This is a genomic window from Lentzea fradiae, from assembly GCF_900100955.1.
GTDB lineage: Bacteria > Actinomycetota > Actinomycetes > Mycobacteriales > Pseudonocardiaceae > Lentzea > Lentzea fradiae.
In genome coordinates this window covers 196,470-211,219 of record NZ_FNCC01000007.1, presented here as the reverse complement: position 1 = coordinate 211,219, position 14,750 = coordinate 196,470, and the positions used below count along the sequence as shown (strand labels likewise).

General features: G+C 70.5%; 16 protein-coding genes. 8 read left to right on the top strand and 8 right to left on the bottom strand.

The features are described 5' to 3' along the window. Nucleotides 1-2: 2 nt before the first annotated feature. Genes BLT23_RS42050 through BLT23_RS18115 form a run of 4 tightly spaced genes read right to left on the bottom strand, consistent with a single transcriptional unit; the run spans nucleotide 3 to nucleotide 5,375 of the window. Nucleotides 3-1,883: a patatin-like phospholipase domain-containing protein gene (locus BLT23_RS42050; RefSeq protein ID WP_090050949.1), complete on the bottom strand. Its 1,881-nt coding sequence runs from the start codon at nucleotides 1,881-1,883 to the stop codon at nucleotides 3-5. Nucleotides 1,884-1,937: 54 nt separating this feature from the next. Then, nucleotides 1,938-2,573, bottom strand: a complete 636-nt coding sequence (locus BLT23_RS18125) for a CatB-related O-acetyltransferase (protein ID WP_090050946.1) — start codon at nucleotides 2,571-2,573, stop codon at nucleotides 1,938-1,940. Further along, nucleotides 2,570-4,444 carry an ABC transporter ATP-binding protein gene (locus tag BLT23_RS18120; RefSeq protein ID WP_090050944.1) on the bottom strand — a complete coding sequence of 625 codons (1,875 nt, stop codon included), beginning with the start codon at nucleotides 4,442-4,444 and terminating at the stop codon, nucleotides 2,570-2,572. The genes BLT23_RS18125 and BLT23_RS18120 overlap by 4 nt, the downstream gene beginning before the upstream one ends. Before the next feature lie 34 nt (nucleotides 4,445-4,478). Continuing rightward, complete coding sequence (locus BLT23_RS18115) at nucleotides 4,479-5,375, bottom strand: alpha/beta hydrolase (RefSeq protein ID WP_218133787.1); 897 nt, start codon at nucleotides 5,373-5,375, stop codon at nucleotides 4,479-4,481. A gap of 69 nt (nucleotides 5,376-5,444) precedes the next feature. On the opposite strand from BLT23_RS18115, the gene BLT23_RS18110 reads away from it, so the two are divergent. The 3 genes from BLT23_RS18110 to BLT23_RS18100 are packed head-to-tail and all read left to right on the top strand — an operon-like array spanning nucleotide 5,445 to nucleotide 7,746. Next, nucleotides 5,445-6,467, top strand: coding sequence for a M48 family metallopeptidase (locus BLT23_RS18110; RefSeq protein ID WP_090050941.1), 1,023 nt, complete (start codon nucleotides 5,445-5,447; stop codon nucleotides 6,465-6,467). A 15-nt stretch (nucleotides 6,468-6,482) separates the two neighbouring features. Further along, the gene (locus BLT23_RS18105) at nucleotides 6,483-7,247 is read left to right on the top strand and encodes a S1 family peptidase (RefSeq protein WP_090050939.1); all 765 of its coding nucleotides are present in this window, start codon (nucleotides 6,483-6,485) and stop codon (nucleotides 7,245-7,247) included. Nucleotides 7,248-7,275: 28 nt separating this feature from the next. Beyond that, nucleotides 7,276-7,746 carry a GNAT family N-acetyltransferase gene (locus BLT23_RS18100; RefSeq protein WP_090050936.1) on the top strand — a complete coding sequence of 157 codons (471 nt, stop codon included), beginning with the start codon at nucleotides 7,276-7,278 and terminating at the stop codon, nucleotides 7,744-7,746. Here the strand turns inward: BLT23_RS18100 and BLT23_RS18095 are convergent. Further along, nucleotides 7,718-8,326 (bottom strand): LysE family translocator, encoded by a 609-nt coding sequence (locus BLT23_RS18095; protein ID WP_090050933.1) that lies wholly within the window; start codon nucleotides 8,324-8,326, stop codon nucleotides 7,718-7,720. The genes BLT23_RS18100 and BLT23_RS18095 overlap by 29 nt on opposite strands. A 148-nt stretch (nucleotides 8,327-8,474) precedes the next feature. Here BLT23_RS18095 and BLT23_RS18090 point away from each other — a divergent pair, with 148 nt between their 5' ends. Then, nucleotides 8,475-9,209 (top strand): serine protease, encoded by a 735-nt coding sequence (locus tag BLT23_RS18090; RefSeq protein ID WP_218133786.1) that lies wholly within the window; start codon nucleotides 8,475-8,477, stop codon nucleotides 9,207-9,209. Between the two features lie 13 nt (nucleotides 9,210-9,222). After that, the gene (locus BLT23_RS18085; protein WP_090050928.1) at nucleotides 9,223-9,681 is read left to right on the top strand and encodes a GNAT family N-acetyltransferase; all 459 of its coding nucleotides are present in this window, start codon (nucleotides 9,223-9,225) and stop codon (nucleotides 9,679-9,681) included. On the opposite strand, the gene BLT23_RS18080 is transcribed toward BLT23_RS18085, so the two are convergent. Beyond that, complete coding sequence (locus BLT23_RS18080) at nucleotides 9,635-10,834, bottom strand: 8-amino-7-oxononanoate synthase (protein ID WP_245744019.1); 1,200 nt, start codon at nucleotides 10,832-10,834, stop codon at nucleotides 9,635-9,637. The genes BLT23_RS18085 and BLT23_RS18080 overlap by 47 nt on opposite strands. A gap of 37 nt (nucleotides 10,835-10,871) precedes the next feature. Between BLT23_RS18080 and BLT23_RS18075 the strand changes: the two genes are divergently transcribed. After that, nucleotides 10,872-11,945, top strand: coding sequence for a cytochrome P450 family protein (locus BLT23_RS18075; protein ID WP_218133785.1), 1,074 nt, complete (start codon nucleotides 10,872-10,874; stop codon nucleotides 11,943-11,945). A 7-nt stretch (nucleotides 11,946-11,952) separates the two neighbouring features. Beyond that, nucleotides 11,953-12,915: a threonine aldolase family protein gene (locus BLT23_RS18070; protein WP_218133784.1), complete on the top strand. Its 963-nt coding sequence runs from the start codon at nucleotides 11,953-11,955 to the stop codon at nucleotides 12,913-12,915. Nucleotides 12,916-13,250: 335 nt separating this feature from the next. Here the strand turns inward: BLT23_RS18070 and BLT23_RS18065 are convergent, their stop codons facing one another. Beyond that, entirely contained in the window at nucleotides 13,251-13,496 is a 246-nt protein-coding gene (locus BLT23_RS18065; protein WP_090050917.1) for a hypothetical protein, read from the bottom strand. Further along, entirely contained in the window at nucleotides 13,493-13,699 is a 207-nt protein-coding gene (locus tag BLT23_RS18060) for an HC3 family zinc finger protein (protein ID WP_090050915.1), read from the bottom strand. The genes BLT23_RS18065 and BLT23_RS18060 overlap by 4 nt, the downstream gene beginning before the upstream one ends. 178 nt (nucleotides 13,700-13,877) lie before the next feature. Between BLT23_RS18060 and BLT23_RS18055 the strand changes: the two genes are divergently transcribed. Further along, on the top strand, nucleotides 13,878-14,744 hold the full coding sequence (locus tag BLT23_RS18055) for a helix-turn-helix domain-containing protein (protein ID WP_090050913.1): 867 nt from the start codon (nucleotides 13,878-13,880) through the stop codon (nucleotides 14,742-14,744). Nucleotides 14,745-14,750: the final 6 nt, after the last annotated feature.

The window sequence follows — 14,750 nt, the reverse complement described above, 5'->3', positions numbered from 1 at the left end:
AGCTACTCCGGTGGCGTCAGCCGCAAATCCGGGTCCACCGGGGGAGCGCCGTCGAACGGCCCGTCGTCCTTCAGCCGGCCGACGTGGTCCAGCGCGACCTCGATGTCCGCCCGGTACGGGTCGCCGTCGGCCGGGGGAGTGCGGAACCACTCGTGCAGCTCCTCCGGGATCTCGAACCGGGCCAGCACGTCGTCGTACAGGGCGTCGCGGTCCGCGGCCTGCACGCCCAGCTCGTGGTACTCGCGCAGGGCGATGCGCAGCCGGATCCAGCGGTAGCGGTCGGTGTTGTGCCGCTGCTGGAATCGTTCGCGCAGCAGGTCGCCCGCGTGCTGGCCGCGCAGTGCCATCTTGCGGATGGTCGCGGGTGGCATGAACAGGTTCGAGCCGCCCTCGTCGCCTGCCTGGCGGACGTGCGCGATGCGGCCCCGGTAGCCGGGCAGTGCGGACTGCATGGTGTCGCGCCAGTCGAGGAACGTGTCCAGGATGGACAGCACGAAGCGCGGCACGGAGTCCAGCGGCGTGTACCGGGTGCCGGAGGTCGACGCGTCCTGCTCCGGCAGCCACACCTCGTTCGTGTCGCCGTCCGGGTAGGGCTGCAGGCTCAGGCCGAACGTGGGCCAGCGCGGCAGCAGCGTGTCGAAGAAGTGGATCGGGAAGTTGCTGGTGATACCGCCGTCGGCGAACCAGTGCACGCGTCCGTCGCGGCACAGCGGCACGGAGGCGATCAGGCCGGGGAACGACAGCGACATGCGCACGGCCAGCACCACCGGCAGGTCCTCGCGGGGTGGCAGGTCGCGCAACGGCGAGTGCGGGTGCAGTGGGCACTCCGCGTCGGTGACGGGGCCGTCGAGCTGCTGGACCACGCGGTGCGGGAGCACGTAGTCGAGGCATTTCTCGCAGTACTGCCAGCTGTCCTTGAACGGCAACCGGTACGGGCGTCCCTCGGACAGGTCGGTGGTCATCAGCACCAGGTTCAGCTCGCCGAGGTCGCCGAACGTCAGCGCGCGTTCGGTGCCCGCCAGCTCGTCGAGCTTGTCGGCGATCCAGTCGGCCAGCGGCGGGACGCCGGTCGGCTTCGGCACGCCCGCCAGCCGGTCGAGCCATGACGGCGTGAAGGAACCGGTGCCGGGGACGAGTCCGAAGTGGAGGGAGCGCGCGTTGTTCTTGAGGAACCGCTGCATCGCGAACCCGTACGTGACGGTCAACGCGCTGACCGCCGCCAGCGACAGCACCAGCCACACCAGCAGGACGACCGCCGCCGTCGCGTAGTGCCGGGAGAACACCAGCCCGAGCACCAGCGGCACGGCGGCGAACAGCCAGGCGGGCCAGGGCAGGCTCGACCGCAACGGCCACAGCGCGAACGCCAGGCACGTCACCGCCAGCACCGTGACCCCGACGGCGAGCCAGGTGGCGTACTGAGCGGGCGCGAGCCACGCCGACCACAGCACCGGCCCGCCCAGCCACAGCAGCGCCATCAGCGCGAGCACGGACTTCGCCCGCCACCCCACGGCCCCCAGCAACGCGAAGAACAGGCACGTGATCGCACTGCGCCCGGTGGTCTCGCGCTTCTGCATGGTCGCGACGACGATCCGGTACAGCGCGCGCGTCTTCTCGGCGGGCTGGAAGAGCTGTGCCATCCGCCACCGCTCGGCACCCGTGCCGGAGGCGAACCAGTCGACGATCCCCGCGAGCTTGTCGAACCCGCCGGAGGCACGACCCCGTTCCGCGGCCGCCGCGAACGCCGCGCCGATCGCGCCCGCCGACGCGCCACCGATCTGCTTGAACTCGTAGTGGCGCGCCAGCGACGCGACGGCCAGCGGGTAGACGACGCCGCTGGCGGTGCCGCCGCGCATGGTCAGGTCGCAGTAGCGGTCGTACTCCATGAGGCGATGATCGCGCGGCCGGCGTGAACTCCGGGAAAGTTCACCCGGACGCCGTCAGTCCGCGACCTCGGCCAGCTCGGCGGGAGTGCCCGACATGATCACGCGGACGTGCTCGGTGACCTTCTCCACCGGCCAGTCCCACCACGCGACGCGTTCCAGCAGCTCGATCTCCTCGTCGCTGTACCGCTTCCTCAGCACCTTCGCCGGGTTGCCGCCGACGATGCCGTACGCGGGCACGTCCGACACCACGACCGACCCGGCCGCGATGATCGCGCCGTTGCCGATGCGCACGCCGGGCATGATCATCGACTGGTAGCCGATCCAGACGTCGTTGCCCACGACCGTGTCGCCGCGGCTCGGCGCCCCCAGCGCGATGTCCAGCGTCTTCTCCGCCCACAGCCCGCCGAAGATGGTGAACGGGAACGTCGAGGGGCCCGCCATGTTGTGGTTGGCGCCGGCCATGATGAACCGCACGCCTTCCGCGAGCGCGCAGTACCGGCCGATGACGAGCTTCTCCGTGCCGTAGTTGTAGAGGACGTTGCGCTGCTCGAACTCCTCGGCGTGCTGCGGGTCGTCGTAGTAGGTGTACTCGCCGACCTCGATCTGCGGGTTCTTCACCAACGGCCTGAGCAGCACCGTGCGAGCGATGTCCGGCAAGGGGTAGAGGTTGTCGGGCGAGGGGATGGTCACGGCGCTCCGATCGGTTCTTCGCTGAACTGCGTGCGGTACAACTTGGTGTAGTGGCCTTCCTTGGCCAGCAACGACTCATGCGTACCACGTTCGACGACCTCGCCCTTGTCGATCACGAGGATCTGGTCGGCCGCGCGGATCGTCGACAGCCGGTGCGCGATCACCAGCGACGTCCGGCCCGCCAGTGCCTCGACGAGCGCCTCCTGCACCGCCGCCTCCGAGCGCGAGTCCAGGTGCGCGGTCGCCTCGTCCAGGATGACCACGCGCGGTTTCGCGAGCAGCAGCCGGGCGATGGTGAGGCGCTGCCGTTCCCCGCCGGAGAGCCGGTAGCCGCGTTCGCCGACCACCGTGTCGAGCTTGTCCGGCAACGACGACACGAGGTCCGCGAGCCGCGCCCGGTCCAGCGCGTCCCAGATCTCCTCGTCGGTGGCGGTGGGAGCGGCGAGCCGCAGGTTCGCGCCGATCGTCTCGTGGAACAGGTGGCCGTCCTGCGTCACCATGCCGACGGTCTCGCGGATCGAGTCGAACGACAGGTCGCGAACGTCCACACCGGACAGCCGCACGCTGCCGGAGTCGGCGTCGTACAGGCGGGGCAGCAGCGAGGCGATCGTCGACTTGCCTGCGCCCGACGACCCGACCAGCGCGACGAGCGACCCCGGTTCGGCGGTGAACGACACCCCGCCGAGGACCTCCTCACCACCGCGGGTGTCGAGCGTCGCGACCTCCTCCAGGGACGCGAGCGACACCTTGTCGGCCGACGGGTAGGCGAAGCGGACGTCGGCGAACTCCACCGACACCGGGCCGTCCGGCACGGTGACCGGCTGCTCCTTCTCCTTGATCAGCGGCGGCAGGTCGAGCACCTCGAAGACGCGCTCGAACGACACCAGCGCGGTCATCACGTCCACCCGTGCGCCCGCCAGCGACGTCAACGGCCCGTACAGCCGGGTCAGCAGCAACGCGAGCGTCACGATCGTGCCCGGCGCCATCTCCCCGGCGAACACGAACCAGCCGCCCAGGCCGTAGACCAGCGCCAGCGCCAGCGACGACACCAGGGTCAGCGCCACCAGGAACAGCCACTGCGCCACCGCCGTGCGGACGCCGATGTCGCGCACCCGCCGCGCCCGCGCCCCGAACTCGGCGCTCTCCAGCGCGGGCCGGCCGAACAGCTTGATCAGCGTCGCGCCCGGCGCGGAGAACCGCTCGGTCATCTGCGTCGTCATCGCCGAGTCGAGGTTCGCCGCCTCGCGGTGCATCGACGCCAGCCGCCTGCCCATCCGCCGCGCCGGGATCAGGAAGATCGGCAGCAGCACCATCGCGAGCACCGTGACCTGCCACGACAGCGTCAGCATCACGGCCAGGGTGAGCACCAGCGCGATCACGTTCGTGACGACGCCGGAGATGGTCTCGGAGAACGCCCGCTGCGCCGCGATCACGTCGTTGTTCAGCCGCGAGACCAGAGCGCCGGTGCGGGTGCGGGTGAAGAACGCGATCGGCATCCGCTGCACGTGGTCGAAGACGGACTGCCGCAGCCGCAGGATCAGGTCCTCGCCCACCCGTGCCGACTGCCAGCGCTCCGCCAGCGAGAACCCGGCCTCCAGCACCGCCACACCGGCGATCGCCAGAGCGAGCCACAGCACCAGGCCGAAGTCCTGGCCGCCGATGATGGTGTCGACGACGCGACCGGCCAGCACCGGTGACGCCACGGCCAGCACAGCGGCCACCGCACTGGTGGCCAGCAGGGCGTACACGGCTCGCCGTTGCGGGTGGGCGAACCGGACGACACGCTTCAACGTCGCCCGGCTCACGCGACGGCTTTTCTCGTCCTGCATCGCGCTTTCGAGCGCGTACCAGGCGTTGAAGTCGATGTTCATGACGACCAGTCTCGAACTTCGACCTATCGAGAGGTCAAGCCGATTTCAGGAACTCGTCGACTTCCGCGAACGCCGCCTCGCGCACCGGTCGCGCCGACAGGAAGAGGTCGTGCATGCCCCCCTTGATCTCCACGACCTTGACCGACGTCCCGAGCTTCGGGCCCCACTTGCGCATGGCCTCGACGTCGAGGACGGCGTCCGCCTTCGACACGTCCTCGTTCCACTCGCGAGCGTTCAGCACGCTCTTGTCGGAGTGCAGCACCAGCACGGGCACCGGCACGTCGAGGCCCTTGTGGACCTTCTCCTGCGCGATCAGCACCGCGCGGATCCAGCCAGCCAGCACCGGGAAACCGGCCAGCGGCTTCCACCGCAGGTCGAAGTCCCACTCGCCGTTGCGCGAGCGGTGGATCGCCGCGCCGTACGCCTCGCCGAGGTTGGCGCGGACCTTCGCCTTGGGCGCGACCTTGCCGAGCAGCTTCACGACCCGGCGCATGAGCGGCGGCTCGACGACGTCCAGCCACGGGCTGTTGAGCACCAACGCGTCGATGAGCTCGCCCGCCCTGCGTTCGTGCGCCCACAACGACGTCGTGAGCCCACCGGTCGAATGCCCCATGAGCACGACGCGGCTGTGCTCCTCGCGCACCTTCGCGACGGCGGCGTCGATCTCCTCGAAGTACACCTCGATGTCGGTCGTGTAGTTCGGCAGCTCGCCGTCACGCAGCGAACGCCCGTAGCCGCGCAGGTCCACGGCGTAGAAGTCGTACCCCTGGGCTGTGTAGTGCTCGGCCACGTGCTCTTGGAAGAAGTAGTCCGCGAAGCCGTGCACGTAGAGGATCGCCCCGCGGTCGTTCGCCGCGGCCCGGCGGCGGACCAGGGTGGCCGATGCTCCGCCGCTCAACGGCAGAACGGTGGTGTCTTCGTCGCTGCTCACGGCGCAAGTTTGCAACGGTCCTGCTCCGATTCCGTGCACCGGTGTCCGGATCGTGTCTAACCTGGCCACATGACGGGGGACATCGAACAGTCATCCAGGGTGCGCTTCCCGGGGATCAGCCCGCGCGCCTACGAACACCCGGCCGACCGAGGCGCCCTCGCGGTGCTGAGGGCGGTGCCCGCCGTGGCACCGGTCCTCAAGGCGGTCGCCGCGGCCTTCTCCGAACGGGGTGAGCGCCTGCTGCAGGTGGCGTCGTCCGTGCGGGTCGGCCCGAAGCAGTACCCGCACCTCGACCGCATCCGCAACGAGGTCGCGGCCGCGTTCGACCTGCAGACCGTGCCCGAGCTGTACGTGCAGCGGCACCCCGTCGAGGCGGCCTGGACGAGCGGCATCGACACGCCGTTCATCGTGCTGACCTCCGGCCTGGTGAAGCTGCTCGACAACGAGAGCCTGCGGTTCGTCATCGGGCACGAGATGGGCCACGTGATGTCGGGCCACGCGCTCTACAACACGCTGCTCAAGCGCCTGATCGGCATCCAGCAGTCGTTCGCGTGGGTCCCGGCGGGCGCGCTCGCCATGCGCGCGGTCATCGCCGCGCTGCGCGAGTGGCAGCGCAAGACCGAGCTGTCCTGCGACCGGGCCGGTCTGCTGGCCTGCCAGGACCCGCAGGCGGCGCTGCGGGCGCACGTCGCGCTCGCGGGCGACGTCGGCGGCCAGGTCGACATCGCCGAGTTCCTCGCCCAGGCGAAGGAGTACGAGGAGGTCGAGGACATCCGCGACAGCATCCTCAAGCTCCTGCACACCGAGGAGCGCACGCACCCGCTGGTCGTGGTGCGGGCCGCCGAGCTGCAGCGCTGGTCGGCGAGCGAGGAGTACCGCGAGATCCTGACCGGCTCGTACGCGCGCCGCGAGGACGACCGGCCTGCCACCAACCTCTCCGACGACCTCAAGAGCGCGGCCCGGTCGTACAAGGAGTCGATGGGCGCCTCCGCCGACCCGTTGATCAAGACGATCAACGACATCGGCGAGACGGTCATGGGCGCGGCGGGGAAGGTCTGGAACAAGGTTGCTCCAAATGGAGCATCTCAGTAGCTACCATGTGGAGTCATGAGACGACTCCTCGTGCTGGTTCTGTCCGCATTGCTGGCCACGGCCGCGGTAGGCACCGCCGCCGCCGATGAGCGCATCATCGGCGGTGAGCGGGCGTCCATCGAGGCCAACCCGTGGGCCGTCCACCTCACCGACGTCCGCGGCAACCAGTTCTGCGGCGGCACGCTGGTCGCGCCGGCGAAGGTGCTGACCGCGGCGCACTGCGCGCTCGGCCGTTCCCCGAGGGACCTGCGGGTCGTCGCCGGGCGGGAGGACAAGCAGGACCGGCGGTCTGGCGTGTCGGTGGCACCCGTGTCCATCTGGATCCACAAGCAGTACGTCTCGGCGGACAAGGGCGAGGACGTCGCGGTGCTGACGCTGCCGGAGGCGCTGCCGTACGAGCCGCTGCCGTTCGCCGAGGAGGCGGACGCGGCGCTCTACGAGCCCGGCACGCGGGTGCGGGTGCTCGGCTGGGGCCGCACGGCGGAGAACGGCAGGACGTCGCGCTACCTCCTTCAGGCCACCGTGCCGGTGCAGCCGGACGACTACTGCCTCGACGCGTACCCGCAGTTCGTGTCGGCGGACATGTTCTGCGCGGGCTACGAGGGCGGCAGGGTCGACACCTGCCAGGGCGACTCGGGCGGGCCGGTCGTCGTGGGCGGCAAGCTCATCGGCGTCACGTCGTGGGGCGAGGGCTGCGCGCGCCGGGGCAAGCCCGGCGTCTACGTCCAGCTCTCCCGGTACGCCCAGGACCTGCGTCCCGTCGTGTACCCCGAGTCGTAGAACGGCCCTTCGTGCGAGCCTGGTCCGCGTGGTGACTCTGCGACGGGCCAGGCCGGACGAAGCGGGCGTGCTGAGCGCGGTGGCGCAGGCCGCGAAGGCGCACTGGGGCTATGACGAGGCGTTCCTGGAGTCGGTGCGCGAGGAGCTGACGCTCACCGCGGCCGACGTCGAGTCCCGTCGCGTGGTCGTCGCCGTGCTGGACGGCGAGGTGGTCGGCTTCTACAGCCTCGACGGCGCCCCGCCGCACGGTGAGCTGGGCAACCTGTGGGTCCGGCCGGACCGGATCGGCACCGGCCTGGGCCGGGTGCTGTGGGAGCACGCGCTGGCGGAGGCGGACGCGGCCGGGTTCGAGCGGCTCGACGTCGAGGCCGATCCGCACGCGGAAGGCTTCTACCTGCGGATGGGCGCCGAGAGGATCGGCGGGACGCCGTCGGGGTCGATTCCCGGCCGCGTCCTGCCGCTGCTGCGCGTCAGACCACGAGACCGACGGACATCGTGAGGAACACGGCCGCGCACACCGCGTCCAGCGCCGTCGTCACACCGGGCCGCTTGAGCCGCCCGGCGACGCGCGAGGCCGCCAGCACGATCATCAGCTCCCAGACCGCGGCGAGGCCGAGGAACATGACGGCGAGCATCGCGAGCTGAGGGGCCGGTTCACCCGATCCTATGAACTGCGGCAGGAACGCGAGCGCGAACAGGATCATCTTCGGGTTCGTGATGTTGGTCAGGAAGCCCTGCCGGAACGGCCGCGCGCTCATGACCTCCTCCGTCTCGCCGCCACTGCGCCGGATCAGCCCGCGCGTGATGGAAACGGCCAGGTAGAGCAGGTAGGCGGCACCGACCCAGCGCAGTCCGGTGAGCACCACCGGGTACTGGGCCAGCAGCACGCCGAGGCCCGAGATCACCAGGGCGACCTGCAACGCCGCGGCCGTGTGGATGCCGCCCAGCGCGAGCAGCCCGGCGCGAGTCCCGGAGCGCAACGACGTGCGCAGGAGCAGGAACGCGTCGACACCGGGGGTCACGATGACGACCGCGCACGCGATGAGAAAGGCCGGAACCTGGCCGAAGTCGAACAACACCGTGCATACCCCTGTGATCTAAGTCATTGACCGAAGAATCTTCGGTGTAACCCGACACTAACACGAGAATCTCCGGTTTTGACGCCGTCTCAGTGCGGTCGCTACGGTAGGTGACCGATCGTCCACCTGGCGCAACGAGGAGTGGTCCTTGAGGGGTAAGCGAACTGCCGTGCTCGCGGCGGCGATCTCGCTGGTCAGCGGTGCGCCGACGGCGCAGGCGATCGTCGGCGGGGAACCCGGGTCGGTGGCGGACACCCCGTGGGTTGTGGCGATCACCACCGCGGACGGTCAGCTCATCTGCGGTGGCGCGCTCGTCGCCGCGGACAAGGTCGTGACGGCCGCGCACTGCGCCACGGCGAAGGGTGCCATCACCGCGACCCAGCGCGCGCCGGAGCAGCTGCGCGTGGTCGCCGGCCGCACCGACCTGCGGACCAAGGACGAGGGCGTCGTCGCCGAGGTCGCGGCCGTGTGGCGCCACCCCGAGTACCGCGAGGTGACAGGGGGCGACGACGTCGCGGTGCTGACCCTGGCCCGGCCGCTGCCGCACCGGACGATCGCGGTCGGCGAGGCGGGCGACGAGGGCGTGGTGCTCGGCTACGGCCGCACCGCGGAGAACAGCCCGCCCGCCATGACGCTGCGCAAGGCGACGGTGCCGATCCTGTCCGACCAGGAGTGCCTGCGGAAGGAACCGGGTTACCGGCAGGGCGCGATGCTGTGCGCGGGCCGCGGCGGCAAGGACGCGTGCACCGGCGACTCGGGCGGGCCCCTGGTCGTGCGGGGCAGGCTCGCGGGCGTCGTGTCGTTCGGCCGGGGGTGCGCGCGCCCGGCCGAACCGGGCGTCTACACCAGGCTGGCTCACTACCGGCAGGTCCTGGGCTTCTGATATCCAAGGAGCGGTGCGAACCACTCAGTTTCCCGCCACCCTGCGCCGTCAGTGGGGACTCGACCTGACCCCGGCCCAGCTCTACGCGATCCTGCGGCTGCGCCAGGACGTCTTCGTCGTCGAGCAGAACTGCGTCTACTGCGACGTGGACGGCCGTGACCTCGAACCGGGCACACGGCACTTCTGGCTGGAAGCAGACGGGACACCCGCTCCGCTCGCCTACCTGCGGCTCCTCGAAGACCCCGGTGGCGTCCTGCGCATCGGACGGGTCGTCACGGCGCGCATGGCCCGCGGTCGCGGATACAGCCGCAGGCTCATGCAGGCCGTGCTCGCGGACGTGGGCGACAAGCCGTGCGTCCTCGACGCGCAGACGTACGTCGCGCCGTTCTACGCGACCTTCGGGTTCGTGGTCGAAGGCGACGAGTTCATCGAGGACGGGATTCCACACCTGCGGATGCGGCGCACTCCTTGATCACGCGCACCGCGCGCTCGATGTCGGCCTCGGTCAGGTCGGCGCGCGCGGTGAGCCGCAGCCTGCTGATCTGGTCCGGCACCGACGGCGGGCGGAAGCAGCCGACGACGACGCCGCTCGTGCGGCACGCCTCCGCCCACCGGAACGCCTGCTCCGGTCCGGGCGCCCGGACGCTCACCACGGCGGCGGTCGGCGTGCTGGCCTGGAAGCCGGCTTCCTTCAGGCGGTTGCTCAGGTCGTGCGCCACGGTCAGCGCCCGTTCGGGGCGGTCCGGCTCCTCGCGCAGGATCTTGATCGCGGCGAGGGCCGCGGCGGCGCTGCTCGGCGCCAGCCCGGTGTCGAAGATGAACGTGCGGGCGGTGTCGACCAGGTGCTTGATCACCCGGCTCGGCCCGAGCACCGCGCCGCCCTGCGCGCCGAGCGACTTGCTCAGCGTGAGCGTGGTGACGACGTCCGGCGCCTTGATCAGGCCCGCCTCGGCGACCGCGCCGCGGCCACCGGGCCCGACGACACCGAGGCCGTGCGCGTCGTCGACGACCAGGGCGGCGCCGGTCGCGCGGCACGCCTCGTGCAGCTCGTTCAGCGGGGCGATGTCGCCGTCGACGCTGAACACCGAGTCCGTCACGACGATCGCGCGCCGCTTGCCGCGGGTCTCCAGCGCGTGCCGGACCTTGCGGACGTCGCAGTGGTCCGCGACGACCACGTCCGCTTTGGACAGCCGGGTGCCGTCGATCAGCGACGCGTGGATGTGCTGGTCGGCCACGATCGCCGTGCCGGGGCCGGACAGCGCCGTGACCGCGCCCAGGTTCGCCATGTACCCGCTGCTGAACACCAGTGCCGACTGCGACCCGCAGAAGTTCGCGAGCTCGTACTCCAGCTCGGCGTGCAGCTCCGTCGACCCCGTGACCAGGCGGGACCCCGTCGAGCCCGCACCCCACTTGAGCGTGGCGGCGGCCGCGGCGCCCGCGACCCGCTTGTCCTTCGCGAGGCCCAGGTAGTCGTTGCTGGCGAGGTCGAGGTCGGTCGAGTCCGAGGTGCGCGGACGCACCCGCCGCGTCAGACCCGCCTTGGCGCGGGCTTCGGAACGGACGTCGATCCAGTCGAACACGGACCCATCGCCGCTGGACCCTGCCTCGGTTGTGCTCACGGTCACCGACTGAGTCTCCCATCCGCCGACTAGCGTGCCGCTCGTGGACCTGTTCACCTTCACGCGGGCCGAGCTCACCTCACCGGTGCAGCTCGCCGGCGACCGCTGGGTGGTGTCGGCCTACGACGACGTGCGCGCCGTGCTGGCCGACCCGGTGACGTTCCTGCCGGACAACGCCCTGACCGCCGTCACCCCGGTCGCCCCGGCCGCGCTGCGCACCCTGGTGAGGGCCCGCTTCTCGTTGCCGCCGACGCTCGCGAACAACGGTTCGGAGTCGCACACCGCCCTGCGGCGCCTCGTCGCGTCGTTCTTCACACCCGCCCGCGTCGCCGCAGCGGAGCCTCGCATCCGCTCCCTCGTTTTGGAACGGCTGGGTGGCGCGGATCTCGTGCGCTCGCTCGCGTGGGACCTGCCCGCGATCGTGCTGATGGAGCTGCTCGGCCTGGAGAACGTCGACATCCCGACCCTCAAGCGCTGGAGCACGGGCTCGCTGGAGTTCTTCTGGGGCGACATCACCCGCGAGCGGCAGCTGGAGCTGGTCGACGACGTCGGAGAGTTCCACCAGTGGCTGGTCAAGCGCTACCACGCCCGCGACGGCGAGCTGTTCCGCGCGCTGGCCGACGCGGGCGTGTCCGCGGAGGACTCGGCGGGCCTCTGCTACTTCCTGCTGATCGCGGGACAGGAGACGACGACCCAGCTGCTGTCCACTGCGTTGCGGAAGGCGCTGGCCGACCGTCCCCTGTGGGCCCGGCTTTCCTCGCCGGGCGTCGCCGAGGAGTTCGTCGAGGACGTGCTGCGCACCGACACGCCCGTGGTGACGTGGCGCCGCCTGACCGCGCGCGAGGTCGTGCTGTCCGGCGTGCGCGTCCCGGCCGGAGCCGAGCTGGTGCTGCTGCTGAGCGGCAAGGAGACCGACCCGCGCCACCTCGCGTTCGGCTACGGCCGTCACTTCTGCCTGGGTGCGGGCCTCGCGAGGCTGGAAGCCGCCGTGACACTGCGGACGGTGGCGGCCCACGAGCCGTCGCTGCGCCTCACCGGCCCCGAACCGGAGTGGCTGAACCTGCTGTCGTTCCGCGCGCCGAAGTCGGTGGCCGTCACCCGCCCGGCTGAGGTTTGATGCGGGAGTGCTGAACCGCCGCCTTTCCGGAGTCCACAAGAAGTCGCTGCTGGAGTCGCTCGGCCCGGTGCCGGACGCCGACCCCGACCGCTACGGCGACGGCGGCCCGGTGGGCGTCCTCGAAGAGCGCGTGGCCGACCTGCTCGGCACCGAGGCGGCGCTGTTCGTGCCGACCGGGACGATGGCCCAGCAGATCGCGCTGAAGTGCTGGGCCGACCGCACCCACAACCCGATCGTCGCGATGCACCCGCAGGCGCACCCGCTGCACCACGAGGACGACGCGCTGACCGTCCTGTCCGGCCTGCGCCCGATCAAGGTCCGCAACGCGGAGGTGGCCACCTGCCCGGAGCCGTACGGGACGCTGCTGCTGGAGGTGCCCGACCGCGAGGCCGGGTTCGTCCTGCCCACCTGGGACGAGCTGACGTCGCTGGTCGACCAGGCCCGCGAACGCGACGCGGTCGTGCACCTCGACGGCGCCCGCCTGTGGGAGAGCACCCACGGCCTGGGCAAGCCGCTGGCGGAGATCGCCGGGCTGTTCGACTCGGTCTACGTGTCGTTCTACAAGTCGCTGGAGGGCATCTCCGGCGCCGCGCTCGCCGGCAGCGCCGACTTCATCGACCAGGCCCGCGTGTGGCGGCATCGCTACGGCGGCATGCTGTTCCAGCAGTGGCCGGCCGCCGTCTCGGCGCTGCACGGCCTCGACACCGTGCTGCCGCGCCTCGGTCTGTACGTCGAGCACGCCAAGGTCGTGGCTGCCGCGATGGGCCTGCCCGAGCCGCACACCCACCAGTTCGCGCTGCACCTGCCGGGCGACCCCGCGCGGCTCTCGGAGCTGAGCGGCGACTTCCTAGGCCGGTTCTGGCGCGACGGGACGCTTGCGAAGACCGAGGTGACGGTGGCGGAACCGGCCCTGGAGTGGACGGCCGACGAGGTGGCGGCGGCCTGGGCAGAGTTCCGCGCCCTGCTGTGACTGCTGTTGTGCGGTACGCGGGGGCGCCGCGTACTGCGTGATAGTACGAAAGCGCCCTGCGTGTGGGTGGTAGGCGGTTGTGTGGCGGTGTCGGCGGTGGCGTGGACGGTCGGCGAGGTGGCGGTTTGGGCGGTGTTCCGCGCCCTGCTGTGACTGCCTGTTGTGCAGTACGCGGGGGCGCCGCGTACTGCGTGATAGTACGAAAGCGCCCTGCGTGTGGGTGGCAAGCGGTTGCGTGGCGGTGGCGGCGGGGGCGTTGTTGGGGGTCGGTGCGGGCGTCGGCACGGCGGTCTGTTCGCACCGCACTTGCCGGGTGAACCGGCCGTGACGCGCTCTCAAGACGGGTGGGCGTCGATGGTCACCACGCGCAGGGCCGCCGCCCGTTCCCGGTAGTCCACCCCGAGCCGGATGAGCAGCTCGCCCAGCTCGTCGAGGTGCGCGGCCCGCTGTTCGTCGGCCTGGTTGCCCAGCAGCCGGGTCAGCCCGTCGGACAGCAGCAGCGCCGCGTGCGGGTTCGTGGGCTTCACCGCGCGGACCGCCATGCCGAGCTGCTCGACGCGTGTCCAGTCCTCGCCGGTCACGCGTTCACCCCGAGCTTGTTCCCGGCGGCATCGCGCCAGGCGCGGTCGCACGCCGGACAGGTCCACCACAGCCATTCGAGCTTCGTCGGTTCGTGGTCGATCGTCACGTCCAGGCCGCACAGCGTCCTTTTGTCGCCCCAGAACGGGAATTCGTCCACGATCGCGTGCCGCGCACGGTCAGCGGGCAGCCAGCGGAACCTCATCACGTCACCTCTTCGTCCGGGCTCACCCCGCACCACCTGCGAGAGCGGCGCGGAACGGGCAGAGCAGACGGTACTGTGCAGAAACGTTTCTTTTGGATAGCTCGACCGGGTGACTTGTGTTTCCTCGTGGCGCGCACGTGTGTTGAATTCCGCGAAACGACATTCGTACGGAGAATCCATGAAGAAACGTCCTGGCCCGACTCTGCGCAGTCGCAAGCTCGCGAAGGAACTGCAGACCGCCCGTGAGGCGCTGGGCATGTCCGTGCGGACGCTCGCCAAGGAGGTCGGGCTCGTCCCCGGCACGATCAGCAAGATCGAGAACGCGCGGCAGGCCATCCTCGTCCGGCACATCAAGCTCTTCGGCCGCGAGCTGGGCATGAGCAAGTCCAAGATCGACCAGCTGGTGCTGATCGCCGCGGACGACGAGACCGACGACTGGATGGTGGAGTTCCGCGACGACATCCCGGAGTGGTTCGGCACGTACGTCGACCTCGAACCCGAGGCGGAGGAGATCTGGACCTACGCCTCGGAGATCGTGGACGGGCTGGTGCAGACGCCGGACTACGCCGAAGCGATCGTGCTGGCGTTCTTCCCCGATCTCAGCACGAGCCAGATGCGGCGCATCGTCCAGGTGAGGCGGGCGAGGCAGGCGATTCTCGACCGGCCTGAGCCGCCTCACCTCCGGCTCGTGCTCAACGAGGCCGTCGTCCGGCGCCGCGTGGGAGATCCGCGGGTGATGCGTGATCAGCTCCTCCACCTGCGGGCGCTCGCCGAGAGGCCGAACATCACCTTGACCTTGCTCCCCTTCGAGGCCGGCGCGCATCCGGCGATGAAGGGATCGTTCACGATGCTGCGGTTTCCCGAGGGCTTCGACGACATGGACTGCGTCTACCTGGAGAACGAGAACGGCAGTGTCTGGCACGAGAGGTCGCACGAGATCGGGCGGTACGCCGAGGTTTTCGAGCGCATCGTGAAAATCTCGCTGTCGGAGGCTGACACGGTCGCTTGGCTGGATAGCCTGGTGAAGTCCTGCGAGAGCACCTAGGAGTGG

Coding starts and splice junctions, on each gene's coding strand:
- BLT23_RS42050 (WP_090050949.1), bottom strand. CDS start 1,883: ATGGAGTACGACCGCTACTGCGACCTGACCATGCGCGGCGGCACCGCC.
- BLT23_RS18120 (WP_090050944.1), bottom strand. CDS start 4,444: ATGAACATCGACTTCAACGCCTGGTACGCGCTCGAAAGCGCGATGCAG.
- BLT23_RS18110 (WP_090050941.1), top strand. CDS start 5,445: ATGACGGGGGACATCGAACAGTCATCCAGGGTGCGCTTCCCGGGGATC.
- BLT23_RS18105 (WP_090050939.1), top strand. CDS start 6,483: ATGAGACGACTCCTCGTGCTGGTTCTGTCCGCATTGCTGGCCACGGCC.
- BLT23_RS18060 (WP_090050915.1), bottom strand. CDS start 13,699: ATGAGGTTCCGCTGGCTGCCCGCTGACCGTGCGCGGCACGCGATCGTG.
- BLT23_RS18055 (WP_090050913.1), top strand. CDS start 13,878: ATGAAGAAACGTCCTGGCCCGACTCTGCGCAGTCGCAAGCTCGCGAAG.